The organism is Streptomyces sp. 135 (assembly GCF_020026305.1).
GTDB lineage: Bacteria > Actinomycetota > Actinomycetes > Streptomycetales > Streptomycetaceae > Streptomyces.
This window is the reverse complement of sequence record NZ_CP075691.1, coordinates 4461272-4487861: the sequence shown is the minus strand read 5'-3', so window position 1 is coordinate 4487861 and position 26590 is coordinate 4461272. Positions and strand designations below refer to the sequence as shown.

20 protein-coding genes and 1 pseudogene are annotated in these 26590 nt (G+C 72.2%); 15 read left to right on the top strand and 6 right to left on the bottom strand.

The genetic code is table 11. The annotated features are described in order from the left end of the window. Positions 1-50: 50 nt before the first annotated feature. From KKZ08_RS20185 to KKZ08_RS20165, 5 genes and pseudogenes are all read left to right on the top strand, one after another. Positions 51-3537: pseudogene (locus KKZ08_RS20185) on the top strand (BTAD domain-containing putative transcriptional regulator). Positions 3538-3627: 90 nt separating this feature from the next. Beyond that, positions 3628-3993: a PH domain-containing protein gene (locus KKZ08_RS20180; protein ID WP_127911138.1), complete on the top strand. Its 366-nt coding sequence runs from the start codon at positions 3628-3630 to the stop codon at positions 3991-3993. 169 nt (positions 3994-4162) lie between these two features. Beyond that, positions 4163-5356 carry an abortive phage infection protein gene (locus KKZ08_RS20175; protein ID WP_223775787.1) on the top strand — a complete coding sequence of 398 codons (1194 nt, stop codon included), beginning with the start codon at positions 4163-4165 and terminating at the stop codon, positions 5354-5356. Positions 5357-5444: 88 nt separating this feature from the next. Continuing rightward, positions 5445-6377 (top strand): SGNH hydrolase domain-containing protein, encoded by a 933-nt coding sequence (locus KKZ08_RS20170; RefSeq protein ID WP_223775786.1) that lies wholly within the window; start codon positions 5445-5447, stop codon positions 6375-6377. A gap of 200 nt (positions 6378-6577) precedes the next feature. After that, positions 6578-6934 carry a hypothetical protein gene (locus KKZ08_RS20165; RefSeq protein ID WP_223779122.1) on the top strand — a complete coding sequence of 119 codons (357 nt, stop codon included), beginning with the start codon at positions 6578-6580 and terminating at the stop codon, positions 6932-6934. A gap of 19 nt (positions 6935-6953) precedes the next feature. Here the strand turns inward: KKZ08_RS20165 and KKZ08_RS20160 are convergent, their stop codons facing one another. Continuing rightward, on the bottom strand, positions 6954-7862 hold the full coding sequence (locus KKZ08_RS20160) for a LysR substrate-binding domain-containing protein (protein WP_223775785.1): 909 nt from the start codon (positions 7860-7862) through the stop codon (positions 6954-6956). Between the two features lie 163 nt (positions 7863-8025). Between KKZ08_RS20160 and KKZ08_RS20155 the strand changes: the two genes are divergently transcribed. Beyond that, positions 8026-9312, top strand: coding sequence for an SGNH/GDSL hydrolase family protein (locus KKZ08_RS20155; RefSeq protein ID WP_223779121.1), 1287 nt, complete (start codon positions 8026-8028; stop codon positions 9310-9312). A gap of 24 nt (positions 9313-9336) precedes the next feature. On the opposite strand, the gene KKZ08_RS20150 is transcribed toward KKZ08_RS20155, so the two are convergent. Both KKZ08_RS20150 and KKZ08_RS20145 read right to left on the bottom strand, forming a co-directional pair. Further along, positions 9337-9738, bottom strand: a complete 402-nt coding sequence (locus tag KKZ08_RS20150; protein WP_223775784.1) for a hypothetical protein — start codon at positions 9736-9738, stop codon at positions 9337-9339. A 550-nt stretch (positions 9739-10288) separates the two neighbouring features. After that, positions 10289-10705 (bottom strand): SH3 domain-containing protein, encoded by a 417-nt coding sequence (locus tag KKZ08_RS20145; RefSeq protein WP_223775783.1) that lies wholly within the window; start codon positions 10703-10705, stop codon positions 10289-10291. Between the two features lie 179 nt (positions 10706-10884). On the opposite strand from KKZ08_RS20145, the gene KKZ08_RS20140 reads away from it, so the two are divergent. The 5 genes from KKZ08_RS20140 (at position 10885) to KKZ08_RS20120 (ending at position 17269) form a co-directional block, all read left to right on the top strand. After that, on the top strand, positions 10885-11916 hold the full coding sequence (locus KKZ08_RS20140) for an ATP-binding cassette domain-containing protein (RefSeq protein WP_223775782.1): 1032 nt from the start codon (positions 10885-10887) through the stop codon (positions 11914-11916). Next, positions 11913-12761 carry an ABC transporter permease gene (locus tag KKZ08_RS20135; RefSeq protein ID WP_223775781.1) on the top strand — a complete coding sequence of 283 codons (849 nt, stop codon included), beginning with the start codon at positions 11913-11915 and terminating at the stop codon, positions 12759-12761. The genes KKZ08_RS20140 and KKZ08_RS20135 overlap by 4 nt, the downstream gene beginning before the upstream one ends. Before the next feature lie 81 nt (positions 12762-12842). Continuing rightward, complete coding sequence (locus KKZ08_RS20130) at positions 12843-13715, top strand: hypothetical protein (RefSeq protein WP_223775780.1); 873 nt, start codon at positions 12843-12845, stop codon at positions 13713-13715. A 489-nt stretch (positions 13716-14204) separates the two neighbouring features. Then, positions 14205-15224 carry an endonuclease/exonuclease/phosphatase family protein gene (locus KKZ08_RS20125; RefSeq protein ID WP_223775779.1) on the top strand — a complete coding sequence of 340 codons (1020 nt, stop codon included), beginning with the start codon at positions 14205-14207 and terminating at the stop codon, positions 15222-15224. Between the two features lie 44 nt (positions 15225-15268). Then, entirely contained in the window at positions 15269-17269 is a 2001-nt protein-coding gene (locus tag KKZ08_RS20120) for an FUSC family protein (RefSeq protein WP_223775778.1), read from the top strand. An 84-nt stretch (positions 17270-17353) separates the two neighbouring features. Here KKZ08_RS20120 and snpA read toward each other — a convergent pair whose 3' ends face one another. Next, on the bottom strand, positions 17354-18022 hold the full coding sequence (gene snpA / locus KKZ08_RS20115; protein ID WP_223775777.1) for a snapalysin: 669 nt from the start codon (positions 18020-18022) through the stop codon (positions 17354-17356). A gap of 220 nt (positions 18023-18242) precedes the next feature. Between snpA and KKZ08_RS20110 the strand changes: the two genes are divergently transcribed. Then, complete coding sequence (locus KKZ08_RS20110) at positions 18243-19217, top strand: LysR family transcriptional regulator (RefSeq protein ID WP_223775776.1); 975 nt, start codon at positions 18243-18245, stop codon at positions 19215-19217. Between the two features lie 86 nt (positions 19218-19303). On the opposite strand, the gene KKZ08_RS20105 is transcribed toward KKZ08_RS20110, so the two are convergent. Then, positions 19304-21394: a PhoX family protein gene (locus tag KKZ08_RS20105; RefSeq protein ID WP_223775775.1), complete on the bottom strand. Its 2091-nt coding sequence runs from the start codon at positions 21392-21394 to the stop codon at positions 19304-19306. Between the two features lie 254 nt (positions 21395-21648). On the opposite strand from KKZ08_RS20105, the gene KKZ08_RS20100 reads away from it, so the two are divergent. Together KKZ08_RS20100 and metG are read left to right on the top strand one after the other, a co-directional pair. Next, positions 21649-23076, top strand: a complete 1428-nt coding sequence (locus KKZ08_RS20100; protein WP_223775774.1) for a VWA domain-containing protein — start codon at positions 21649-21651, stop codon at positions 23074-23076. 100 nt (positions 23077-23176) lie between these two features. Then, positions 23177-24796, top strand: coding sequence for a methionine--tRNA ligase (gene metG / locus KKZ08_RS20095; protein ID WP_223775773.1), 1620 nt, complete (start codon positions 23177-23179; stop codon positions 24794-24796). 148 nt (positions 24797-24944) lie between these two features. Here the strand turns inward: metG and KKZ08_RS20090 are convergent, their stop codons facing one another. Further along, complete coding sequence (locus KKZ08_RS20090; protein ID WP_223775772.1) at positions 24945-25544, bottom strand: TetR/AcrR family transcriptional regulator; 600 nt, start codon at positions 25542-25544, stop codon at positions 24945-24947. A 119-nt stretch (positions 25545-25663) separates the two neighbouring features. Between KKZ08_RS20090 and KKZ08_RS20085 the strand changes: the two genes are divergently transcribed. Continuing rightward, entirely contained in the window at positions 25664-26551 is an 888-nt protein-coding gene (locus KKZ08_RS20085; RefSeq protein ID WP_223775771.1) for an NAD(P)-binding domain-containing protein, read from the top strand. Positions 26552-26590 lie beyond the last annotated feature (39 nt).

The following is a 26590-nucleotide window of genomic DNA, read 5'->3' as shown; positions in this document are numbered from 1 at the left end:
CTGATGGTCGGCCCGGGGTCCGCTGGTGGGCGGTGTGTACGGTGATCCGTATGCGGTTCGGGGTGCTCGGTCCACTGGCGGTGTGGGACGGCGAGGGGGAGCCCGTGAGGGTGCCCGAGGTGAAGGTCCGGGCGCTGCTTGCCGATCTGTTGGTGCACGAGGGGCGGGCCGTCTCCGCCGACCGGCTCATCGACGACCTGTGGGGCGGCCGGCCGCCGGGTAATCCCGCCAACGCCCTTCAGGCCAAGGTCTCCCAGTTGCGCCGTGCGGTCGGGCGGGACCGTGTCGTGCGTCAGGCGCCGGGCTATCTGCTGCGGGTGGACCCGGCGGCGGGGGACGAGGTGGACGCGGTCCGTTTCGGTGAGCTGGTGGGCGGGGCGCGTGGCGAGGCCGATCCTCGGATACGGGCCGGACTCCTCACCGAGGCGCTTCAGTTGTGGCGTGGGCCCGCGTATGCCGACTTCGGGGACGCGGAGTTCGTACGTGTGTCGGCGCAGCGGTTGGCCGAGCAGCGCCTGGCCGTGCTGGAGGAGCGGGCCGAGGCGCGGCTTGCCTTCGGAGATCATGCTGCCGTCATCGGTGAGTTGGCGGAGCTGGTGGGGCGGCATCCGTTGCGGGAGCGGCTGCGGGGTGTGCAGATGCGGGCCCTGTATCTGGCGGGGCGGCAGAGTGAGGCGCTCGCGTCCTATGGGGAGCTACGGGAGCGGCTCGCGCGGGAGTTGGGGGTTGATCCCGGGCCCGAGTTGACCTCGTTGCGGGATGCGATTCTTCGGCAGGAGCTCTTGCTTGAGCCGGGTTCTTCCTTGCCGGCCCAGCCGCCCGCGGCCCCGCGGCCGCCTTCGCAGCGTAGGGGCCATGACCTCCCCCGTACCAACCTTCCCGCCCCCCTCACCGCCCTCGTGGGACGCGAGCCTTGCGTCGATGAGCTTCAGCGGCTGCTGGACGTCTCGCGGCTCGTCACGCTGACCGGGCCCGGCGGGGTGGGGAAGACGCGGCTCGCCGTCGAGGCCGCCTCGCGTGCGGTGGGGGGTGAGCGGTTTTCTGACGGCGCGTGGATCGTGGAGTTCGCCGGGCAGGGTGCGGGGGACGGTGTCGCCGGGCTCGCCCAGGTCGTCGCCGGTGTGCTCGGGGTCCGTGATGACGTGCCCGCCGGGGCGCCGGCGTCCGGGTCCGCCGCCGGGCCCCTCGAACGCCTCGCCGCCGCGCTGCGGGACCGCAACGTACTTCTCGTCCTCGACAACTGCGAGCAGGTCGTCGAGCAGGCCGCCGCGCTCGCGGAGGCGCTGCTGCGGGCCGCGCCGGGGCTGCGGGTCCTTGCCACCAGTCAGGAGCCGTTGGGGCTCACGGGCGAGGCGGTGTTCTTGGTGGAGCCGCTGCGGGGCGCCGACGCGGTCGAGCTGTTCGTTGCCCGTGCCGCTGCCGCGGCGCCGGGGTTCGCGCTCTCCGGTCCGCGGGACGCGGAGGCCGTCGCCGAGATCTGTCGGCGGCTGGACGGTATTCCGCTCGCTCTGGAGCTTGCCGCTACGCGCGTACGTGGCTTGGGCGTACGGGAGTTGGCCGACCGCCTCGGTGATCGCTTCCGGTTGCTCACGTCTGGGCAGCGGGGGGCGCCGGCCCGGCAGCAGACGTTGCGTGCGGTGATCGACTGGAGCTGGGAGTTGCTCAGCGAGCCTGAGCGCGTTGTGCTGCGGCGGCTTGCCGTGCATCGGGATGGGTGCACGTTGGAGGCTGCGGAGGCGGTGTGTGCGGGGGGTGGTGTGGGCCGTGAGGAGGTTCTCCACCTGGTGATGCGGCTTGTGGACCGGTCGCTGGTGGTGGTGGTGCCGGGCCGTGGGGGAGTGGGCGTCCGGTATCGGCTGCTGGAGTCCGTGGCCGCGTATGCGGTGGAGCGGTTGCGGGAGGCGGGGGAACTGGGCGGTGTGCGGGAGCGGCATCTGCGGCACTATCTGGCGTTGGCCGAGCGGGCGGGGGCGGGGCTTCGGGGTGGGGAGGGGCAGGGGGCTCGGGCGGCTGGATGCGGAGGCAGGGAATTTTCGGGCGGCGTTGGAGGAGGCGGTGGGGCGGCCTTGGCCTCGGGAGGCGGGGCGGTTGGTGGTGGCGTTGGCTTGGTGGTGGTTGCTTCGGGGGCGGTTGGTGGAGGGGCGGCGGGCGTTTGGTGCGGTGTGGGGGGTTGGGGGTGGGGGTGGGCCGGGGGTGTTGTGGGGGGAGCTTTGGTTGCTCGGCAGGGGGTTTGCTCTGTTGACCGGGGAGCGGGTGGGGGTGGAGGTGGGGGTGGGTTTGTGCGGGTGCGAGGGGGTTGTTCGCGCCGTTCCCCGCGCCCCTGAGGGGGCCGGGGCTGCGGTTGTGGGTTCGTGCGGGTGCGAAGGGGTTGCTCGCGCAGTTCCCCGCGCCCCTGAGGGGGCCGGGGCTGAGGTTGTGGGTTCGTGCGGGTGCGAAGGGGTTGCTCGCGCCGTTCCCCGCGCCCCTGACGGGGCGGGGGCTGCGGTTGTGGGTTCGTGCGGGTGCCGCGCCCCTGACGGGGACGGGGCTGCGGTTGTGGGCGGGGGTTTGTGGGCCCTTTGGTTTTGTGGGTATGGGCTGTTCAGTGTGGGGGAGTTGGGAGCGAGTCAGGACGTCAACTCTCGGGTTCTTCGGGGGGCCGAGGAGCGAGGCGATCTGTGGGGTCTTGCCGCTGGGCTTGCGCTTCGGGCCATGCATGCCTTGCTTCGGGGGGATCTCGACACCGTGGGGCGTGACGCGCTTCGGGCCGTCGAGGTGTTTCGGGGACTCGGGGACCGGTGGGGAGAGTTGCAGGGCGTCGCTCCGCTTGCCGTGCTCGCCGAGATCAAGGGGGACTACGACGAAGCCGCCCGCCGCCAGAACGAAGGGCTGCGCATCGCCCGTGAGCTCGGGCTGGACGCCGAGGTCGCCGCGCGGCTGTCCGGACTCGGGCGGCTCGCCCTGCTCACCCGGGAGTGGGAACGCGCCCGTGCGCTGCACGAGGAGGCACGGCGCCTCGCCGCCTCCCAGGGCTACCGCTACGGCGAGATCCACGCCGAGATGGGCCTCGCCCTGGGGGCCCGCCGCTCCGGGGATCTCGCCGCCGCCGAATCGTATCTGCTCCGCATCCGCGACCGCCACGCCGACGTGTCCTCCCCCGCCGGCGACCACCTGCTCCACGCGGAGCTGGGCTTCATCGCCGAACTCCGCGGCGACGCCACCCGCGCCGAGGCCGAGCACCTGCGTGGCCTGGAGATCGCCCGGCGTCTCGCCGAGCCGCGTGCCCTCGCCCTCTCCCTGGAGGGCCTGGCAGGAGCGGCGGCCCTGGGCGGTGACGCCGTGCGCGCTGCCCAGCTGCTGGGCACCGCCGACGCGGCCCGCCGTAGCGTCGGCGCCCCACTGCCGCCCGCCGAGCGAGGGGACGTCGATCGAATCACGGCGGCCACGAAAGCCGCCCTCCGCGATGCCGCCTTCGCCGAGGCGTTCGCGCGGGGCGCGAAGCTTCCACCGGACCACGATCACCCCGGCGACCCCACTGCCCCCGGCCACCCCGGTTAGGCTGGGCCAGATCCCGAGGCCGCGGCTCGTCCAGGTCACGGGGCATGGGGAACGATCCGCCGAGCGGATCCACACACTGGGGGGCCTGACATGGCACTTTTCGGCAACGCGCACACCATCGATCCGGGCAAGGCGCAGAACGAGTACGCCCGGCTGCTCGGCCACGGTGAGCAGGTGCACGCCGCGTACCTGCTGATACGCGACACCATGCTGTTCACCGACCGTCGGCTGATCATGGTCGACAAGCAGGGGATCACCGGCAAGAAGGTCGAGTACCACTCGGTGCCGTACCGCAGCATCACGCACTTCGCGGTGGAGACGGCCGGGCACTTCGACCTCGACGCCGAGCTGAAGATCTGGATCTCCGGCAACCAGGTGCCGCTCCAGAAGACGTTCACCAAGGGCGTCGACATCTACGAGGTGCAGGCGATCCTCACGCAGTTCGTGGCGCGCTAGGGCCTGTCTGACGATTCCCGTCGTCGCCCGGAGGGCGGCCTCGCGGCGCCCTGGCCTCCGGTCCTCCCGTGGCCATCCCTTCGGCCGGGGTCGCACAGACCTTCGGCCGATGGGCGTCGGGCACCCGCCCGCCAGGCTGGTGGTCCTACACCACACCACGGGAGGCGCAGTGCGTGACGCAGCGATCAGCAGGGCCCGGTTCCTCGCGGCGGCGGGGGCCGGGGCGGTGGCGATGGCGGCCGGTGGAGTGCCGGGCCTGACGGCCGGGCGGGCCGAGGCCGCGCCTGCCCGGGACCAGGAGCAGGAGCAGGAGCAGGCCCGGGACCAGGGCCAGGTCCAGGACCAACCCCGCGGTCTCACCTACCGCGGTGTCTGCTACCAGGTCGGCGACGGCGAGTCCCACGCCACCCGCTGGACCCCGGCCCGCATGCGCCACGACGTGCGGGCGATCCGGCGGGACCTCCACGCGAACTCCGTCTCCGTCTTCGGCGACGGCGTCGAGCGCCTCGCCGCGACCGCCTCCGAGGCCGCCGAGCGCGGCCTGCACGTCTGGCTCCAGCCGCGTCTCGCCGACGTACCGCAGGGCGACATCCTCGACCACCTCGCGGAGGTCGGCCGCCACGCCGAGCGGATGCGCCGCCAGGGGGCGCGGGTCCACCTCAGCGTCGGGTGCGAATTCGTGCTGTTCGTCCCCGGGATCGTGCCCGGCGCCACCACCATGGAACGCGTCGACAACTTGCTCAAGGGCGACTTCGACCCGCAGGCCATGGCGCGCGGGCTCCGCGACTTCATCGCCCGCGCCGCCAGGACCGGCCGCTCCGTCTTCCACGGCCCGCTCACGTACGGCGCGGCCCACGACGACGAGGTCGACTGGTCCCTCTTCGACATCGTCGGCGTCAACTACTACGGCTACCACCGCACCAAGGCCGCCTACGTGAAGGACCTGGCTCCGTACCAACGCTGGGGCAAGCCCATGGCGATCACCGAGTGCGGATCGTGTACGTACGAAGGAGCGCCCGTGGACGGCGGGATGGGCTGGTACGAGGCCATCGACCAGACCAAGGAGCCCGCGGAGATCAGCGCCGGCCTGCGTCGCGGCGAGCCCACCCAGGCCGCCTATCTCCTGGACGTCTTCGACGTCTTCGAGTCCATGAACCTGCACGCCGCCCTCGCCTACACCTTCGTCTCCCCCGAACTCCCGCACCACCCCGACGAGCCGCGCCATGACCTCGACATGGCGAGTCACGGCCTCACCAAGGCTGTCAGGGACCACTACGACGACCCCGAGTCCCGCTGGCACTGGGAGCCGAAGGAGTCCTTCCGCGCGCTGGCCCGCCACTTCGAACAGGCCACGCGGCCCTGACCGTACTTGGCACGCCGATGCCTTCCGCCCGGCGCCGCGCGTGTGCTTGCCTGGGGGTCATTTCAGCTGTCTGGGGCGGGAGTTGCCGGTGAGGAAAGTGTGGGCGGCGGCAGTGCTGGCCGGGGCGTTGCTCCTCGCCGGGTGCGGGGACCCGGGATCCGGGGGCGAGGCGGCGCCGCAGGACGTGCCGGACGCCCCGCGCGCCGCGCGGACCGAACGCGTGCCCTCCGCGCCGCCGCCCTCGGCGACCTCCACCACCCGGCAGCGGATCGCCGGCAGGCCCGGCACGAAGGTGCTCTATCTCGGGGACTCCCTGGCCATGGAGAACCAGGACGTCCTGGGCGCCCACCTCAAGGACCGCCTGGGCGCCCGCTACCGCAGCGCGCCGTACTCCGGCACCACCCTCTGCGACTACCTCGAAGGCACCGGAAAGGACTCCCTCGTCCCGGCCGCCGACAAGGCCGCCGCGCTGGTGCGCGCCGAGCGGCCGGACTACGTGGTGCTCCAGTTCTGGGGCAACGCGTGGGGCTACACGCCGTGCATGGACGGCATCACGTACGACAAGGCACGTGAGAAGTACTTCGACCGGTACGCCGCTGACGCGAAGGCCCTGGTCAGGCAGATCGACGCCGCCGCGGGAGCGGGCCGGACGCGCATCGTGTGGGTGCTTCAGGGCCCCGATCCGATCACGCCCGACCGGGTCCGCCGCGTCAACGCCCTCTACGAGGCGCGGGCCCGCGCATCCGGAGGTCTCGTGGCCGACGCGGGCAAGGCCGTGGCCCCGGCGTCCGCGCGGTACACCTGGGCCGAGAAGCTGCCGTGCACGTCGTACGAGACGCGGCACCCCGCGTACTGCACGGAGGCCGGGCGGAACCTCACCGCGCTCCACCGCGGCGACGACTACCTGCACTTCTGCCTGGCGCCGACCACGGCCAAGTCCCGTCCGTGCCCGGCCCGTTCGCCGGGCATTCGCCGCATGGCCTCCGCCATCGCCGGGGCTGTCGCGGCGGATCTGCGGTAGCCCGTTCGGAGTACGCCCGGTCGCCGCGCACGGCCCGCCGTCACAGGCTGTGAGTCCGTGACAGAGGAAAGAGGCGGGCCATGAGCAGCGCGACGCCCCATACGCCGGGCCACCACACGCCTGGTCACCACACGCCGGGCCAGGAGACGCCGGGCCCCCACCACCCGGTGGAGGAGAACCCGTGGGCCACCGGCGGCGCCATGTTCGCCGGTGTCCTGATGCTGGTGAACGGCGTCCTCGGCGTGTTCGTCGGCATCGCGGGCATCGCCAAGGACGACGTGTACGAACGTGTCGGCGACTACGTCTACAAGTTCAACCTCACCACGTGGGGCTGGATCCACCTCGTGCTCGGGCTCGTCATCGCGGTCACCGGCTGGGGCATCCTCAAGGGCGCGGCCTGGGCGAAGGCGACCGGCGTGGCGCTGGCGGCGCTCGGCGTCGTGGCGCAGTTCCTGTGGCTGCCGTACACGCCGGTGTGGGCGTTCATCTCCATCGCGCTCGGCGTCTTCGTCATCTGGGCCCTGTGCACGGACCGTTCGGACGTGGCCGGGCCCTGAAGCGGACGGGGAGTGTTGGTCAGTACGCGGCGGGGCCGCCGTTCGCCGCGACGGTGTCGCGGACCGCGCGGATGAACGCCTCGGAGCGGGCGTCGGTGCCCCCCGTGCGCCAGACCAGCGCGACGTCGGCGCAGGGCACGTCATGCAGCGGTACGAAGACGACATCCGGGCGGGAGTAGTACCGCTCCACGGAGGCGGCCATCGGGGAGATCCCCTGGCCGGTGGCGACCAGCGTCATCAGCTCCTGGAAGCCGGCGACGGCCCGGCCGCGGCGGATCTCGCGGCCGCTCGGCGTGCGGCGCGGCACGTGGAAGTCCCACCAGTAGGCGGGCGCGCCGTTGACGACGCCGAAGAAGGTCTCCCCCGCCAGCTCCTCCAGGGAGACCGAAGCCCTCGTGGCGAGCGGGTGGCCGAGCGGCACGGCGAGGACGCGCGGTTCGTTGATGACGACGGGGCCGACCGTCAGGTCCGGCTCGGCCACGGGCAGGCAGGTGAAGAGCACGTCGATCTCGCCGCCGCGCAGGGCGCCCAGCGGGTCCTGGTACTGCGTCTCGCGCATGGCGACCTCGCAGCCGGGGCAGCGTTCGCGGAACGTCGCGAGGATCGGGGCGGTCAGCGAGCCCGCGCCCGAGCCGAGGAAGCCGACGCTCAGCTCGCCCGCCACGCCCCGCGCGGTGTCCTTGGCCCGCGCCACGGCCGCCTCAAGGCGCGCGTGCAGCGGTGCCACTTCCTCGTACAGCTGCCGTCCCAGCGGTGACATCCGTACGACCCGGCTGGTGCGTTCGAAGAGGGGGGCGCCGATCTTGCGCTCCAGCTTCTTCACCGTCTGGCTGACGCGGGCCTGGGAGAGCAGGAGGCGCTCGGCGGTGCGGCCGAAGTGCAGCTCCTCGGCCAGCGTCAGGAAGGTCTCCAGCTCCTGCCGTTCCATCACGTTCCCCCTGTACCCCTGTGCGCCTGTGACCTGCATCGATAAGCGTGACCGCAGTGATCGTTCCATGGATCGCCATTGATCGTGCCGCGTGGCCGGTGGATCTTTGGAGAACCGAGGACCGAGAACCGGGCCCTTCCCCCTCAACTCCCTGGAGACCATGATGATTTCGCGTGCCCGTATGACCGCCGTCGCCACCGCCGCCGCCCTCGCGCTGACCGCGGGGTCCGTCCTGACCGGCGCCCACGCCATGTCGCCCGCTGATTCCCCCGCCAAGAAGCCGGAGGCGGGGTGGTCGGCCGCCTGGGCCGCCGCCCCGCAACGGCCGAGCACCGGCTTCAAGACCAACTGGTCGGAGGCCGGTTTCGCCGGGCAGACGCTGCGCCAGGTCGTCCGCGTCACCGAGGGCGGCGACCGGGCCCGCATCCGGCTCTCCAACCGGTACGGCGCCTCACCGCTGCGGATCGAGAGCGCCACCGTCGCGCGGACGGCGAAGGGGGCCGCGGTGGAGAAGGACTCGGTGCGGCGGCTCACGTTCGACGGGAAGGGCTCGGTCACGATCCCGGCGGGCGCCGACCTGTCCAGCGACGCCGCCGGCCTGCGTGTGGCGCCCCTGGAGTCCGTGACCGTCACACTGCACCTCGCGCAGACCACGGGCCCGGCCACCTTCCACGCCCAGTCCTTCGCCACCAGCTACCGCGCGGACGGCGACCACACCGCCGACACCGGCGCCAAGGCCTTCGGCGAGACGTCGGAGTCCTGGTACTACCTCGCGGGCGTGGACGTGAGCGGCGGCTCCGGGCGTGCGGCCGGGCGGGACGGTGTCGTGCTCTTCGGCGACTCCATCACGGACGGCTTCGCCTCCTCCACCGACCGGAACCGCCGCTGGTCCGACGCCCTCGCCGAACGCCTCGCCAAGGCGGACGACCGGCGGCCCGTGCTCAACGCGGGCATCGGCGGCAACATGGTCCTCAACGACTCGGCCTGGTACGGCGAGCGCAGCGCCAACCGTTTCGCACGGGACGCCCTCGACCTGCCCGGTGTCGGCACGGTCGTCGTCCTCGAAGGCGTCAACGACATCGGGTTCTACGAAGGCGAGCACCCCACGTACAAGCCCGCCCCGCGGATCACCGCCCGGCAGCTCATCAACGGCCACCGCAAGCTGATCCGCGAGGCCCGCGCCGAGGGCGTGCGGATCGTCGGCGCGACGCTGCTGCCGTTCGGCGGCTCCGACCACTACGGCAAGCACGCGGCGGCCGTGAGCGACGCGTTCAACACGTGGGTGCGTACGTCGGGCGAGTACGACGCGTACGTCGACTTCGACAAGGCCCTCGCCGACCCGGACCACCCGGAGCGGATCGCCCGCGCGTACGACAGCGGCGACCACCTGCACCCGAACGACGCCGGGTACCGGGCGATGGCCCGCGCGGTGGACCTGAAGTCGTTGTGACGCCGTTCCGCCACCGGGGCTGGCTCACTCCGTCGTGTAGTAGCGGTAGAACGTCACCGCGAAGACGCTCGCGGCGGCCACCAGCCCGAAGACCGTGGACCGCACCACGCTCGCCCCGCCCGCGCTGACCAGGAAGCCGAAGCTGATCCCCGCGAACGCCGCCCATGCCATGGCGCGCGGTTCTCGGGGGAGCGAGGGCGCCGCCCGGTGCAGGGCGTACATGAGGACGGCGAAGACGAGACCGGCGAGGACGCCGAACAGGGCGCTCCCCGCGGTGAGCGGACCGCCGTCGCGCCGGATCAGGCCGGCCCACAGGCCGTAGACGACGCCCATGAGCAGGGCGAGACCGGCCCAGCGGGCAGCGCTGGACGCGGCCCGCGAGCGACGGGAGCGGCGGAAGCGGAAGGCGGGTGCGGCGTGTGCCATGACGGTTCCCTTCTCTGGGGCGTTATCCGGTGCCGGTTCGTCCGGGGTCTTGGCGGTGCCGGTGTCCGGGGTCTTGCGCTGCCAGGCCCCGGGCCTTGCCGGTGCCGGTGTCCGGGTCTTGGCGGTGCCGGTGTCCGGGCCTTGGCGGTGCCGGGCCCCGGGCCTTGCAGGTGCCGGGCCCCCGGACCTTGCAGGTGCCGGTCACCGGGCCTTGGCGGTGCCGGTGTCCGGGGTCTTGCGCTGCCAGGCCCCGGGCCTTGCCGGTGCCGGTGTCCGGGTCTTGGCGGTGCCGGTGTCCGGGTCTTGGCGGTGCCGGTGTCCGGGCCTTGGCGGTGCCGGGCCCCCGGACCTTGCAGGTGCCGGTCACCGGGTCTTACCGGCGCCGGGCCCCCGGACCTTGCAGGTGCCGGTCACCGGGCCTTACCGGCGCCGGGCCCCGGGTCCACCAGCGCCAGCCTCCGGGCCGCGCCGGGCCTCGGGTCCACCAGCGTCAGCCTCCAGGCCTTACCGGCGCCAGCGCCCCGGGGGCCTTGCCCGTGTCGGCTGGGCGTCAGCGGTCACGGTTCGCGCACGGGTCGTGGTGGCAGTCACGGTCCCGCCACTGGGGGCAGGGGTCGGCGGAGCAGCTCGGGACGTGGCGGCCGTGGGTGTCCACGTACGCCGCGCTCACCCAGCCGCGGACGCCGGTCAGCCAGTACCAGTCCGCGTTGCCGTGCACCACGGTCGTGCCCCTGACGGCGCACTCGACGCGGTCCTGGCTGCCGTGCGGGAGCTTCGCGACGATCGCACCGTCGGTGCCCGGCCGGTCCCTCACCTTGAGGTCGGGGCCGGAGACGACGGTGCCCCAGATGACTCCGCGGTCGTTGTCGGCGGGGGTCGCGGCGGTGGCCGCGGCCGTGCTCCCGGCGGTACCTGCGGTCAGCACCGCCGCCGCGCACGCGGCCCCGAGGGTCAAAGCGATTCGCATGATCGGCCTCCTCGTTCCCACATCCGGGAAACGCCCGTTTCTCCAGGAAACACCCGTTCGGCCCAGCGCTCCACCCGAGCCTGTTCCACACTGGAGACCGATGAGTTTCCGGGGCGGACCCGGTCTACCCTCCCGACGACACTCCTTCGCGGAGACATTCGGCGAGAAAGCGGGCGGACATGAGCAGCATGGCCATCGAGACCGCGGGTCTGGTGAAGACCTTCGGCGACAACCGCGCGGTCGACGGCATCGACCTCGCCGTCCCGGCCGGCACGGTCTATGGCGTCCTCGGGCCGAACGGCGCGGGCAAGACCACCGCCGTCAAGATGCTCGCCACCCTGCTGCGGCCCGACGGCGGCGAGGCGCACGTCTTCGGCCACGACGTGGTGCGCGAGGCCGACGCCGTACGCAGCCGGGTCAGCCTCACGGGGCAGTACGCGTCGGTCGACGAGGACCTGACCGGCACGGAGAACCTGATCCTGCTGGCCCGCCTCACCGGGCACACCAAGAAGGCGGCGCGCGAGCGGGCCGGGCAGCTCCTGGAGGCCTTCGGCCTGACCGAGGCGGCGGCCCGCCAGGTGAAGAACTACTCCGGGGGCATGCGGCGCCGCATCGACATCGCCGCGTCCATCCTGAACACCCCCGACCTGCTCTTCCTGGACGAGCCGACGACGGGCCTCGACCCGCGCAGCCGCAACCAGGTCTGGGACATCGTACGCGCGGTCGTCGGCCACGGCACCACGGTCCTGCTCACCACCCAGTACCTCGACGAGGCCGACCAGTTGGCGGCGCGCATCGCCGTCATCGACCGGGGCAAGGTCATCGCCGAGGGCACCAAGGGCGAACTGAAGGCGTCCGTCGGCGCGGGCTCCGTACACGTACGGCTGCGGGACGCCGCACGGCGCGAGGAGGCCGCGCGGGTCCTCGGCACGGTGCTCGGCGCGCAGGTCCAGCTGGAGCCCGACCCCGTGGCCCTGACCGCCCGCGTCGGCACGGACGGCGCGCGCAACGGCCGCGGCGCCGCCGAGCAGGCCTCGCGCGCGCTCGCCGAGCTGGCCCACGCCGGGATCACCGTCGACGACTTCGCGCTCGGCCAGCCCAGCCTGGACGAGGTCTTCCTGTCCCTGACCGGTTCGGACACCGGCCACCACACCCCCACGACCGATCCGCAGAACCTCACGAAGGACCTCACGAAGGAGGCCACGGCATGAGCACCGCCGCCCCCGCCGAGACGCAGGACCTCGCGCCCGTCCGCACCGAGTCGCTCGCCGAGCTCCTCATCTCCACCGACCGGCCGCCGCGGCCGAGCGCGCTCTCCGCCTGTCTGACGTTCGGCTGGCGCGCCATGCTCAAGATCAAGCACGTGCCGGAGCAGCTCTTCGACGTCACGGCCTTCCCGATCATGATGGTGCTGATGTACACGTACCTCTTCGGGGGCGCGCTGGCCGGGTCGCCGAGCGAGTACATCCAGTACCTGCTGCCGGGCATCCTCGTGATGTCCGTCGTCATGATCACGATGTACACGGGCGTCTCGGTCAACACCGACATCGAGAAGGGCGTCTTCGACCGCTTCCGCACGCTGCCGATCTGGCGGCCCTCGACGATGGTCGGCTACCTCCTCGGCGACGCCCTGCGCTACGCCATCGCCTCCGTGGTGATCCTCACCGTCGGCCTCATCATGGGCTTCCGGCCGGACGGCGGGTTCGTGGGCGTCGTGGCGGGGATCGCGGTCCTGCTCGTCTTCTCCTTCGCGTTCTCCTGGATCTGGACGATGTTCGGGCTGCTCCTGCGCACCGAGAAGTCCGTGATGGGCGTCAGCATGATGGTGATCTTCCCGCTGACCTTCCTCAGCGACATCTTCGTGAAGCCGGAGACGATGCCGGGCTGGCTCCAGGCCTTCGTCAACAACAACCCCATCACCCACGTCTCCTCCGCGGTCCGCGCCCTGATGGACGGCACGTCGCCGACGACGGAGCTGGCGTGGACGTTCGGCTGGGCGCTGCTCCTTGTGGCGGTGTTCGGGCCGGTGACGATGCGGCTGTACAACCGCAAGTAGCGCGAATTACCCCATCTCCGGATTGCCCCATATGCAGTCGCCCCGGTCGCGTGCCACGCGGCCGGGGCTTTGCCTGTAGAGGTGCCGAAAACCGTCCTGTCCGCCGTCCTGCTCGTCCTCGCCTGCCTCCTGGTCCCGCTCGGCGCGCTCTCCACCTGGGCGAAGTACGAGATCGGGGACCGGGACAGCTACGTCGCCACGATGGCGCCGCTCGCCTCCGACGACGCGGTGCGCACGGCGGTGGCGGACGAGGTGACCGGTGCGGTGATGAAGGAGATCGACGTGGGGCCGCTCCAGGGCGCGGTCGAGGCGTTCGTAGGGGACGCGGTGCGGTCGTTCACGGAGACGGCGGCCTACCGGACGGCCTGGGACGCGGCGAACCGGGCGGCGTACGACGCGGTGCGGCGGGCCTGGGGGGATGACTCCGACGGTGCGGTCACCATCGACCTCGCGCCCATCACCGAGCAGATCAAGCGGCAACTCGCGGACGACGGGGTGCCGTTCGCGTCGAAGATCCCCGTGAAGCACACGGAGGTCACGGTGATGCGGTCCTCCGACGACCTCGGGTGGCTGCGGCGGGTCTTCGGCGTGCTCAGGTCGGCGGGGCTGTGGCTGCCGGTCGCGGCGGTGGTCCTCGCGGTGGCGGGGGTCCTCCTCGCCGCTTCCCGGCGGCGGGCGGTCGTCGCGACGGGGCTGGGTGGGGGGCTGGCGGCGGGGGTGCTTCTGGTGGGGGTCGCGGTGGGGCGCGGGGTGATGCTCGACGACTTGCCCGCGGAGGTTTCCCGTGGGGCCGCGGGGGCGGTGTACGACGCGTTGACTGCGTCGCTGTGGGCTGCGGCGTGGGTGTTGGTGGGGGTGGGGCTGGTGGTGGCACTGGGGGCATGGCTGTCCCCCCGATGGCGCAGTGCTCCGCGGGCCGGGCGGGGCTGGTCGCGCAGTTCCCCGCGCCCCTGAACGAGCCTCCGCCGGTCACACGTAGCCTGCGGGCCGGAGGGGCTTGCTCGTGCAGTTCCCCGCGCCCCTATCGGGGCCCATCCGCTCGCATCTCATCCGCGGGCCGAATGGGGTTGCTCGCGCCGTTCCCCGCGCCCCTGGCGGGGCGCCCGACCACCCACACCAGCCCCCGTTAGGGGGCGCGGGGAACTGCGCGACCAGCCACCGACCACCCGCACCCGACCAACCGCCCCTCAAGGGGCGCGGGGAACTGCGCGAGCAACCACCCACAACCCGCACCCGACCCAACCGCCCCTCAAGGGGCGCGGGGAACTGCGCGAGCAACCACCCACAACCCGCACCCGACCCAACCGCCTCTCAAGCGGCGCGGGGAACTGCGCGACCAGCCACGACCGGCCCGCACCCGACACACCCCGTACCCCGCATACGGCAGGATTCCGCACAGCCGAACACACCCGCCCCGCCCCACCCGAAAGCAGAGGCCCCGCCTTGGACAGCGTGACCGTCGCCCCGGACACCGAGCCGGAGGCGGCCCGCACCGCACCCCGCCGCCGAGGCCGAGCCGCCGCATGGACCGCGGCCATACCGCTGGCCGGCGTCAGCGCCGTCATCGGGTTCCGCGTCGCCGACTCCGACGGTTTCACACCCCTACCGCAACTGCTCGCCTTCCTGCCCTGGCTGCTCGTGCCCACTGCCGCCGGCCTGGCGCTGGCCCTGCTCGCCCGCTGGCGCCTCGGCATGGTGTGGGGCGTCGTCGTGCTCGGCCTCGTCGCCTGGTACATGGAGCCCTACGGGAACACCGACGCACCGCGCGGCGACGCCGTCGCCGAACTGCGCGTCATGACGTCCAACGTGGAGTACGGGCGCGGCACGAAGGGCCTGATCAAGGCCGTGCGCGAGGAGCGGCCCGATCTGCTCTTCGTCCCCGAGTGCGACCACGCCTGCGCCGCCCTGCTCCGCGAGGAACTCCCCCGCGCCGACTACCCCCACCGCGAGGCCGTCGCCGCGTACGGCCCCGAGGGCTCCGTCATCCTCTCCAAGGTGCCGCTGAAGGACCCGCACCGCGTGCGGGCCACGCTCGGAATGCCGGGTGCCATCGCCGACGTGAAGGGTCATCCGGTGCGGATTCTCCTCGCGCACCCCATGCCGCCGATGCCCCGCCAGGTCGACCTGTGGCGCTCGGAGATGCGCAAGCTCCAGGAGTACGCCGCCGACGGCGACGGCAGGTCCACGATCATCGCCGGGGACTTCAACGCCACCCAGGACCACGCCGCGTTCCGCTCGGTCCTCGACCAGGGGCTGCGCGACGCCGCCCGCCTCGCCGGCTCCTCGCGCACCCCCAGCTGGCCCACGGCCGTGCCCTCGCCGCTCGGCACGCAGATCGACCACATCCTCGCGACCCCGGACTTCGCGGCCCGCGACGCCCGTTTCCTGGAGATCGGCAACACCGACCACCGGGCACTCGTCGTCACGCTCACCCTGCACCGGCCGGACGGAACAGACCGCTGATCCACCGGCCAGGGCAAGCACCGTAAAGCGGCGATAATGGGCACATGCCCCGTGAGACCCCCGCCGCCCCACCGGAATCACGCGGCCCACTGCGCCCGCTCACCCCACCCGACTGGCTCGTCCGGTCCCTCAAGCCGCAGTCCGCGCCCATCCCCTGGGCGGCCGTCGCCCGCGCCTCGGTCGCCATGGCCCTGCCGCTCGCCGTCGGCATCCTCGCCGGACAGCCCACGTACGGCGCGCTCGCCTCCATGGGCGCCCTCTCCGGCGTCATCGGCGACACCGCCGACGCCTACCGCATGCGCGTCCTCAACATCGCCGTGCCGCAGCTCTTCGGCGCCCTCGGTGTCACCCTCGGCTCGCTCGTCTTCGGGCACGGCTGGGTGGCGGTCGGCGCCGTCACGTTCGTGGCGCTCGTCTCCGGGATGATGTCGACGATCGGCGCGGTCGCCTCCGTCGGCGGGCTGCTCCTGCTCCTCAACTGCGTGGTCGGCGCGGGCCTTCCGATGCCGGGCCAGTGGTGGCTCGCCCCGGCCCTGATGACCGGCGGCGGCCTCCTCGTCCTCGCGCTCGGCCTGCTCGCCTGGCCGCTGCGCTCCGGCGTCCCCGAACGCGCCGCCGTCGCCGCCTCCTACCGCTCGGTGGCCGCGCTCCTCGACGCCGCGGGCACGGACGCGTACGACGACGCGCGCGCCGCCGTCACCGCCTCCCTCAACCAGAGCTACGACCTCGTCCTCGCCCGCCGCACTCGTGACCACGGCCGCAACCCCGAACTGGTGCGGCTCGTCGCCCGGTTGAACGCCCTCACCCCGATCGTCGAAGCCGCCCCCGCCACCCATCTGAGCGCCCGCCACGCCTGCGTACGCCTGCCGCCCGAGATCCCCGCCGTCATCCGCGACATGGCGCGGGCGATCGAGCACGGCGGCGGCGCCCCGACCGCCTGGACCCCGGACCCCGAACGCCTCCCCGAACCCCGCGACCACGCCGCCCGCGCCCTCGACCACGCCGTGCTGCACGCCGTGGAGACGCTGGGCGACGCCGACCCGCTCGGCGTCATCAAGGCCGACGACCGGCTCGGCCACCCGGCGGCGCTGAGCGTCCGGATCCGCCGTGCCGCCCGCAACGTCGTCCTGTCCGGCGCCTCCTGGCGCTACGGCCTGCGGCTCGCGCTCTGCATCGGCATCGCGCAGGCCCTCGTCTCGCTGATCGACGTCCCCAGGTCGTACTGGGTCGCGCTCACCGTCACGTTCGTCCTCAAGCCCGACTTCGGCTCGGTCTTCTCGCGCGCCGTCCTGCGCGCGCTCGGCACGGCCGCCGGCCTGGTGGTCGCCGCCGCCGTCCTCGTCCAGGTGCCGCACGGCTGGTGGGACGTGCCCGTGATGATGCTGCTCGCCCCGCTCATCCCGGCCCTCACCACGCGCGGCTACGGCTACCAGACGGCGGCGATCACCCCGGTGATCCTGCTGCTCTCCGACATCCTCAACCACCAGGGGCTCGGCCTGGTCGTGCCGCGTCTGGTCGACAGCCTGATCGGCTGCGCCATCGCGCTCGTCGCCGGTTATCTGCTCTGGCCCGAGAGCTGGGGCACCCGGATCGGCGACCGGCTCGCTGACGCGGTCGCCGACACCGCCGGATATGTGGAGTCCGCGTTCGGGGCCGCCGTCGAACCGGCCGCCCGCGCCCGCATGCGCCGCCGCCTCTACCGCGACCTGTCCGTCATCCGCTCCGAGTTCCAGCGGGCCCTGACCGAGCCGCCGCCGACCGGCACGCGCGCCGCCGCCTGGTGGCCGCTGGTCGTCGCCGTCGAACGCATCCTGGACGCGACGACCGCCGCGAGGGTCCGCATCCGGCACGGAGCGCGGCCGCCGGCACCCGACGAGGTGGCCGAAGTGGCACGCGAACTACGGGAGTTGGCGGGCGGCCTGCGGGCGTCGGCGGTGCTCGAAGAGGTGCGTACGGAATTCACGGTCGGCCCGAAGGACAGCGTCCTGGAACCGTTGCGCCAAGAGGTCGGCGCGGCACGGGCCATCGCCTCCCCGAAGCCCTGAGCCCCTAAGCCCTGGCTCCCTGAAGGGGCGCGGGGAACCGCGCGACCGGCCACGACCGGCCCGCGGCTCCCCGACGACCGTTCCCTAGCGCACCTTGTGCAGCGCCTTCGCGAGCCCGTTGGCCCACAGCTGCTCCACCTTCGACCGCTCCGCCGCGTCCGGCTGCGCGTTCGTGCAGGACGGGCCGGGGCCGCCGCCCGACATCAGCTGGCTGCACGGCCCGTCGTAGGTGTCCGGCAGCCCGAGTACGTGCCCGGTCTCGTGGGTGGTGACGCGGGTCGCGTCGTACTCCTTGTTCTGCGCGTAGTCCAGGAAGATGTACCCCTTGCCGTGCCCGTCGGTGCTCGCGTACGAGCCGCGCGGGTCATTGCCCTCGCGGTACGAGAAGCTCGCGCCGGAGCTGCCCTGCTGCAGCTTGACGTTGGAGACCGCCGAGTTCCATATGGAGGTGGAACTCGCTATCTGCCGGGCGAAGGTGGGCGCTCCGGAGGCGTCGTAGACGACGGTCACGGACTTCGCCCCGGGGTTGGCCGCGCGCTTCTCGGCGACCGCCTTCACGACGGCCTCGAAGAACGCCTTGTTGGCCTTGGCCTCCCGCGCCGAACCCTCGTATGCCGATCCCTCGTACTGGGCGTACGAGGCGGAGGACGAGTTCAGGGCGGGGGTCGCGGCCGACGCCGACGTGGCGGCGCCACCGAGTCCGGTGACGGTGAGTCCGAGGACGGCCACGACGGACAGGTATCGCTTGCTCATGTGTGGGGGGGGCTCCCTACTCGTTCGACCGACCGTGGGGGGTCGATGAAAGGTGAACTTTTCGGTGGCTGTGAGTCTCGGGGAGCAGGGGGCGCGTGGGGATGATGGCAAGACGCGATAGCCCGGAGCTATCACCGGACTCGGCCGGTCCAGAACGGCTGGTTCTCACGGGGTTTGGGTGTCTGGTGCGGCGGCCGTACCGCCTCTACGCTCATCGACCATGGAGCTCGAGGTCAGGCACCTCCGCGCGTTGTGCGCCATCGCCGACACCGGCAGCCTGCACAAGGCGGCGCGTCAGCTCGGCATGAGCCAGCCGTCGCTGACGACCCAGCTGCGCCGCATCGAGCACGCGCTCGGCGGCCAGCTCTTCGCCCGCGAGCGCACCGGCTGCCGGCCGACGCCACTCGGCCGGGTCGTCCTGAGCCGGGCCCGCCCCCTGGTCACGGAGATGCGGTCCCTGGTCGCCGAGACCAGGGCCGCCGCCGCCCGCGCCGCCGAGGGCCCGCGGCTGCGCATCGGCTCCACGGCGAGCCGCGCCATACCGGGCTGGCTGCGCCGGCTGCGCGTGCGCCTGCCGGGCACGGAGATCTCGCTCCAGATGGACGTGTCCGCCAACGCGCTGCTGCGCATGGTGGCCGCGGCACAGCTCGACGTGGCGTTCGTGCACGAGGTGGAGGGCAGCCCGCTGCGGCTGCCGGAGGCCCTGCGAAGACGTGTCCTCCTCGACCGCGAGCCGCAGTTCGTCTCCCTGGCCGCCGACCACCCGGCGGCGGAGCGGCCCGTCGTGCGGCTCAGCGACCTCGCGGACGACCGCTGGATGGTCGACCCGACCGTCGACGGCGAGTGGGACGGCCTGCGCCGCGTCCTGACCACGGCCGGCCTCAACCCCCCTGTCCTGCACGGCGACTACCTCACCGCCGCGTCTCTCGTCGCCACCGGCGAGGTCGTCACGCTCTGCCAGCCGACCTCACGGGCCCGCGCCGACATGGCCGTACGCCCCCTCCACGGCGACCCCATCGGCGTACGCCTGATGGTGGCGGCCCGCACGGAGGACGAGCTGAACGCGGTCTACGGCGAGCTGGAGGCCGCCTACTGGGAGGCGGCCCGGCAGTCCGCCGCCTATACGGAGTGGCTGCTGCGGTCCGGCGACGCCCGCGGTGCCGCCGGCGGAACGCTGGTCCCGGCCGGCCGGTGACCTCCGGCGGATGACGCCTGCGCGGAAGGGGGCACCCGGCGGCTGCCGGATGCCCCTCCGCCTACGTACTCCCGCCTGCTTCCGGGTCAGACGCCGATGTCGCGGCCGTCCTTACGCCACACGGAGACGACCGACGGACGCACCAGCTTGCCCGGGCCGTCGGGCCAGGCGCTCGCGGGCTTCTCGACGGAGGCGCCGTCCACCTCGCCCGGGTGCTGCACGGCGACGAGCACGCGCCGGTCCTGGATGAGCGGACCGCAGGTCTCGGCGCCGGTCGGCATGGTCAGGAACTGCTTGAGCTCACCGCGCCGCTCGCCGCGCGTGGCCACACCGAACAGGCCGTCGTGGGAGCCGAGCTGGTTGCCGTCGGTGGAGAGCCACAAGTTGCCGTGCGGGTCGAAGGCGACGTTGTCCGGGCAGGAGATCGGGGAGACCCGGTCCTTGGGGAAGCCCGCGAAGTACGTCGAGGGGTCGTCCGGGTCACCGGCCACCAGGAACAGCGACCAGGCGAAGGTGGTGGCGTCGGCGCGGTTCCGGCGCTCGGTCAGCTCCAGGACCTGCCCGTGCTTGTTGAGGTTGCGCGGGTTGGCCTCGTCGGCGCCTGCCTTGCCCGGCTTGCCGCGGTCGGAGTTGTTGGTGAGCGCGACGTACACCTTGCCGGTGTGCGGCGACGGCTCGATGTCCTCGGGGCGGTCCATCTTCGTGGCGCCGACCTTGTCACCGGCGAGGCGCGTGAAGACGTACACCTCCTCGGCGGTCATGCCCTCGACGTGGCTGACGGCCTTGCCGCCGGGTCCGGCCGTGGCCAGCGGAATCCACCGGCCGCTGCCGTCGAACTCGCCGTCCTGCGGCAGCGTGCCCTTCCCGTCGATCTCGGCCGCCGGGGAGTCACCGGTCAGCTTGGCCACGTAGAGGGTGCCCTCGTCGAGCAGCGTGAGGTTGTGCTCGTGCGCGGCGCGGGACTTGCCCTTGGCCATGCGCTTGCTGCTGACGAACTTGTAGAAGTAGTCGAACTTCTCGTCGTCGCCCATGTAGACCACCGGGCGCCCGTCGTCCGTCAGGCGCGGCTGCGCGGCCTCGTGCTTGAAGCGGCCGAGCGCGGTGCGCTTGCGGGGCGTCGAGTCCGGGTCGAACGGATCGAGCTCGACGACCCAGCCGAAGCGGTTGGCCTCGTTGGGCTCCTTGGCGAGGTCGAAGCGGTCGTCGAACCGCTCCCACTTCCGCTCGGAGGCGGCACCGGACACGCCGTAGCGCTTGAGGCGCGCGGCGGCCGTCGGGTCGGTCACCTGCACCGCGTTGGCGAAGTACTGGTTGAAGTTCTCCTCGCCGTGCAGCGTGGTGCCCCAGGGCGTGGTGCCGCCGGAGCAGTTGTTGAGCGTGCCGAGAACCGTGGTGCCGCGCGGGTCGGCCTTCGTACGGACCAGGTCGCTGCCCGCGGCGGGGCCGGTCAGGCGGAAGCGGCTGGTGGCGGTGAGGCGGCGGTTCAGGTGGTGCCGGGTGACGGCGCGCAGCGCGCCGCTGCGCCGCTCCCCCTCCACCACGACGACGGAGAGGCCGTGCGCCGCCCAGGCGATCTCGACCTGCTCGCGGGTCGGGTTCTCGGGGTCGTACCCCTTGAACATCAGGATCTCGTCCGTGTACTCGTGGTTCGCGACGAGGACCTGACGGCCGTGCTCGCCGCGCAGCGGCAGGAGGGACAGGAAGTCGTTGTTGTAACCGAACTGCCCGGCCTGCGCCTTGGCGGTCTGCCGGTCGGGGTCGAAGGCGGGCGCGCCGCGCAGGATGGGCTCGCCCCAGCGGATGACGACGTTCTGTCCGTAGCCGGCGGGGACGGTGACGGCGTCCTTGGTGTTCGGTGCGACGGGCGCGAACCGCAGGCCGCGTGCGCCCCTGCCCTTTCCGGCCGTACGTCCTTCAGGCGCGGCCGCGGCGGCCTCACTGACTCCGGGGCCCGCTATGAGGGTGCTGCCCGCGGTGGCGGCGACCGTCACGACGGCGGCGGCGCGCATCATCGAACGGCGGCTGAGCGCACCGGCGATGACGTCGCCGACGTACTCGTTCTCGCTGGTGTTGGGCACCTCGCCGAAGCAGGCGTCGCCGCAGCGGAAGCGGCAGGTCAGGGCGGAACGGCCGCCGCTCCCCTGATGCGAGGTGATGATCGGCAGCAGCTTGGGCACGGATCCTCCGTCGTCATGGCGTGGCTTGATTCCGCCGTGAGGCTAGGTGTGGGTTCCGGCACGGCGGCGGCCTGCGGGTGAACGGAGGGTGAATCCGTGGCACATGGGAGGAAGTTGACAACGGGTTGACGCGAGGGATGGCCGGGCGGTGACCCTGCCGAAGATCGCGGACGGCGGCGGCTAACCTTACGTGTCCGCCCTGGCCAGGGATTCCAGGGGTTTTCGGGAATCAACTCACGCGGAGGGTTGCGCACATGGGCATTCTGAGTCGCCTGCGGAACGCGTTCGGTCGGTCACGCAAGGAGAGCGTTCCTGAGGCACGGGAGCCCGAGCGTGCGACCGCGGCAGGGGAACCGCACCCCGCGGAGGACGTGACGCTGCCGTCCCCGTCCCCGGAGCCCACCCCGGAGCCGGCCCACAAGGCCACGCTCCCGTCCCCCAGCCCCGAGCCGACCCCCTCCACGGTCGACGACCTGGTAGCCGCGGCGTTCGACAACGTGACGGTCCCGGCGCAGGGGGCAGACCACTCGACACCGAAGCCTGCGGCGCCTGAACCGGACGCCACCGCTACGCCTGCGGCTGAAGCGAAACCCGAGGCCGAGCCTGCGGCGGCTGAACCGGACGCCCCCACCGCAACCGTGGCCGAAGCCGAACCCGAGCCCGAGCCCGCGGCGGCCGAGCCGGACGCCCCCACCGCCGAGACTGCGGCTGAAGCGGAACCCGAGCCGAAGCCTGCGGCAGCCGAGCGGGCACAGCCCGAAGCTGCCGGTGCCGATGAAGCACCGGCAACTACACCGCCCGTGACGGAGCCCGAAGCCAAGGCGCAGCCGGAAACCCCGGCCGAACCCACCACCCCGGCGGAGCCCGAAGCCAAGGCCGAACCCGAAACCCCCGCCGAACCCAAGGCCAAGCCCGAACCCGAAGCCAAGGCCGAACCCGAAACCCCCGCCGAACCCAAGGCCAAGCCCGAACCCGAAGCCAAGGCGGCGCCCCCCGTCCTCTCCGCCGCCAAGGTCAAAGCCAAGGCCCCCGCCCTGGCCACCGCCTACAAGGCCGCCGGCGCCGCCCTGAAGAAGAACGGCCTCACCGGAACCCGCGCCCCCGTCTACCTCGTCCTGGACCGCTCCGGCTCCATGCGCCCGTACTACAAGGACGGCTCCGCCCAGAGCCTCGCCGACCAGACCCTCGCCCTGGCCGCACACCTGACGCCGGCCCCCGAGGCCACGGTCCACGTCGTCTTCTTCTCCACCGACATCGACGGCACCGCCACCCTCACCCTCCCCGAGCACGAGGGCCGCATCGACGAGCTGCACGCCGCCGCGGGCCACATGGGCCGCACCAGCTACCACCGCGCGATCGAAGAGGTCGTATCGCACTACGAATCGCACTACGCGAAGTCGGAGCACAAAGAGAGCAAAGAGAACGGCACCCCCGCCCTGGTGATCTTCCAGACGGACGGCGCCCCCGACGCGAAGGGCCCCGCGACCCAGGCCCTGGCCGACGCCGCCACGCACCCGCTCTTCTTCCAGTTCATCGCCTTCGGCGACCACGACGCGAAGGGCTTCGACTACCTCCGCAAGCTCAAGGCGGACAACGCCGCGTTCTTCCACGCGGGCCCCACCCCCCGCGAGCTCACGGACAAGGAGCTGTACGAGGGCCTGCTGGCGTCCTGGCGCCCGTAGCCCGACGGTGGGCGACGGCGGACCCGGCCACCGGAGCTGCCGGGTCCGCCCCTTGATATCGAGGTGAGTGGATCTTCGCGGGGCCGTTAGGATTTCGACCATGGCGGCCACTGGATCCGAGAAGCAGGGAGCGGACGAGAACGCGAAGGCGTTCTACGTATCGACCCCCATCTACTACGTAAACGACGCTCCTCACCTGGGCCACGCCTACACGACCGTTGCAGGGGACGTGCTCACGCGCTGGCACCGTCAGCGCGGCGAGAAGGTGTGGTACCTCACCGGCACGGACGAGCACGGTCAGAAGATCATGCGCACGGCCGAGGCGAACGACGTCACCCCGCAGGAGTGGTGCGACAAGCTCGTCACCGAGGCCTGGAAGCCCCTCTGGGAGCACCTGAACATCGCGAACGACGACTTCATCCGCACCACGGAGAAGCGTCACACGGACCGCGTGCAGGAGTTCGTCCAGGATCTCTACGACAAGGGCGAGATCTACAAGGGCGGGTACGAGGGCCCGTACTGCGTGGGCTGCGAGGAGTACAAGCTCCCCGGCGACCTCATCGAGGCCGAGGACGGCACGAAACTCTGCCCGATCCACAAGAAGCCGGTGGAGCTCCTCAAGGAGGAGAACTACTTCTTCAAGCTCAGTGAGTACGGCGACAAGCTCCTCGCCCTCTACGAGGCCAACCCCGGCTTCATCCAGCCGGAGTCGGCGCGCAACGAGGTCGTGAACTTCGTCAAGCAGGGCCTTCAGGACCTCTCCATCTCGCGCTCGACGTTCGACTGGGGCGTGAAGGTCCCCTGGGACGACAAGCACGTCATCTACGTCTGGGTCGACGCGCTCCTGAACTACGCCACGGCGGTCGGCTACGGCGCGGACCAGCGGAAGTTCGACGCCACCTTCCCCGCGAACGTGCACCTCGTCGGCAAGGACATCCTCCGCTTCCACGCGGTGATCTGGCCCGCGATGCTGCTCGCGCAGGGCCTGCCGGTGCCGGGCAAGGTCGCCGCGAACGGCTGGCTGATGGTCGGCGGCGAGAAGATGTCGAAGTCGAACCTGACGGGCATCAAGCCGCAGGATCTGACCTCGCACTTCGGCGTGGACGCGTACCGCTGGTACTTCCTGCGCGCCATCGCCTTCGGCAGCGACGGCTCGTTCTCGTGGGAGGACTTCTCCGCCCGCTACACCAGCGAGCTGGCGAACGACTACGGCAACCTCGCCTCACGCGTCGCGGCCATGGTCGGCAAGTACTTCGGCGGCGAACTGCCCGCGGCCACGGCCTCCGGTGACGCCGAGAAGGCGGTCCAGGACGGCCTGGCGAAGGCCGTCGCGGACGCCGACCGCGCGATCGGCGAGGAGCTGGACTTCCAGTCCGGCATCCTCTCGATCTTCGCCTTCGTCAAGCAGGTCAACGGCTACATCACGGAGCAGGAGCCGTGGAAGGTGGCCAAGGACGACTCGGAGGAGGGCCGCGCCCGCCTCGCGACCATCCTCTACACGGCGGCCGAGTCGCTGCGCGCGGTGGCGGTCCTGCTGAACCCCGTCATGCCGGAGACCTCCCAGAAGCTCTGGGACTCCCTCGGCGCCGAGGCCCCGCTCGGCGCGCTGGCCGACCAGCGGGTCCAGGACGCGGGCACGTGGGGCCGGCTGCCGGCCGGTTCGACGGTGACGAAGGGCGCGGTGCTCTTCCCCCGCCTTGAGGAGAAGCCGACCGCGTAACGCGTCGCGGACGACACCCGGCACCCGACATCGAGGTCCCGGCGCCGCCCCCTGATTCACGGGGCGGCGCCGGGACTTTTCCGTACCTACCCCTACCCCTGTCCGGTGCAGAGCCGCTACGGGGGGCCGGCCGCGACCGTTCCCCCGGCTACGCGCCGTACGCCCCGACCAGCCGGGCCAGTTGCCGGCCCACCGCCCGCAGCGGCTCCTCGCTCCGGCTGACCTGAGCCGTCACCTCGGCGCCCTCCAGGGCGCTGATCACGGTCGTCGCCAGCTCCCGGGCGTCCTCCGGGCCGATCCCCGACGCGGCGAGCCGCTCCTCGACGATCCGCTCCCAGCCGCGCAGCGCCTCCGCACAGACCCGCTGGATCTCGGAGTCCGTGCCGAGCGTCTCCAGGGCCGCCGCCGTGACGGGACAGCCGTCGATCCAGCCCGACTCCCGCAGCCCGACGGCGAGGACGTCGGCGCAGCGCTCAAGGGCCGGGCCCGGCGCGCCCTCACCGGCCAGCCCCTCGCGCAGCAGATCCGCGAACTCCTCGCTGCTGTGCCTGAGGGCGGCCACCGCCACGGCTTCCTTGCCGCCGGGGAAGAAGTGGTAGACGGAGCCGAGCGTGGCCTCGGCCTCCTTGGCGATCTGCTTGATGCCGGTGCCCACATAGCCCTGCCGCTGGATGAGCCGTGCGGCGACGACGACGATGCGGTCGCGGGTACTGGGGGTCGCGCTCTTCGCTGCGCTGCTGTCGGCCATGGGGCCACCTTACCCGAGCATTAAGTAGAGCGTTCGTTCTAGAGCTGTGGTACGTTCGGTCCGAGCCGCTAAATAGAGCGATCGTTCTAGCCGCTTCCTCTCTGACACCAGGAGCCCCCATGCGCACCTCCCCCTCCACCGCCACCGCCACTGTCACCGTGATCGGCCTCGGCCCGATGGGCCAGGCCATGGCCGCCGCCTATCTCGACCGGGGCTACCGCGTCACCCTCTGGAACCGCACGGCGTCCCGCGCCGACGCCCTCGTGGAGCGCGGCGCCACCCTGGCGGCCACGCCCGAACAGGCCCTGCGGGCCTCCGACCTGACGGTCCTCAGCCTCACCGACTTCGACGCGATGTACGGGATCCTCGAACCCGCCAAGGCGGCCATCGCCGGACGCACCCTGGTGAACCTCAGTTCGGACACCCCCGAGAAGGCGCGGGCGGGCGCCCGCTGGGTGACGGAGCTGGGCGGAATCCACCTCACGGGCGGCGTCCTGTGCCCGCCGCCCCTGATCGGCACACCGGACGCGTCGACGTTCTACAGCGGCCCGCGCGCCGCGTACGACACCCATCGCGCGGCCCTCGAAGTGATCACCGGCAAGACGGACTACCGGGGCGAGGACCCCGGCCTGGCCGCGCTGATGTACCAGCTGAACATGGCCATCTTCTGGCCGTCGATGATCGCCTACTGGCAGGCCGTGGCCGTGGCCGGCGCCCACGGCATCACCGCCGCGGAGATCGCCCCGTACGCCACCGAGAACTTCGCGGGCATGGGCCACTTCATCGACTTCTACGCCCCCCGCATCGACGCGGGCAACCACGCGGGCGACGTGGACCGCACCGTGATGGGCCTGGCCAGCATGGACCACGTGGTCCACACGGCGACGGACGCGGGCGTGAACGCGGCGTTCCCGGAGGCGGTACGCGACATCTTCCGCCGCGTAGTGGAAGCGGGCCACGGCGCGGACAGCTTCAGCCGGGCGGTGGAACTGATGAGAAAGGGCTGAGCCGTACCCGCCACCCGAACCCTGGACGTGAAGTTTTTC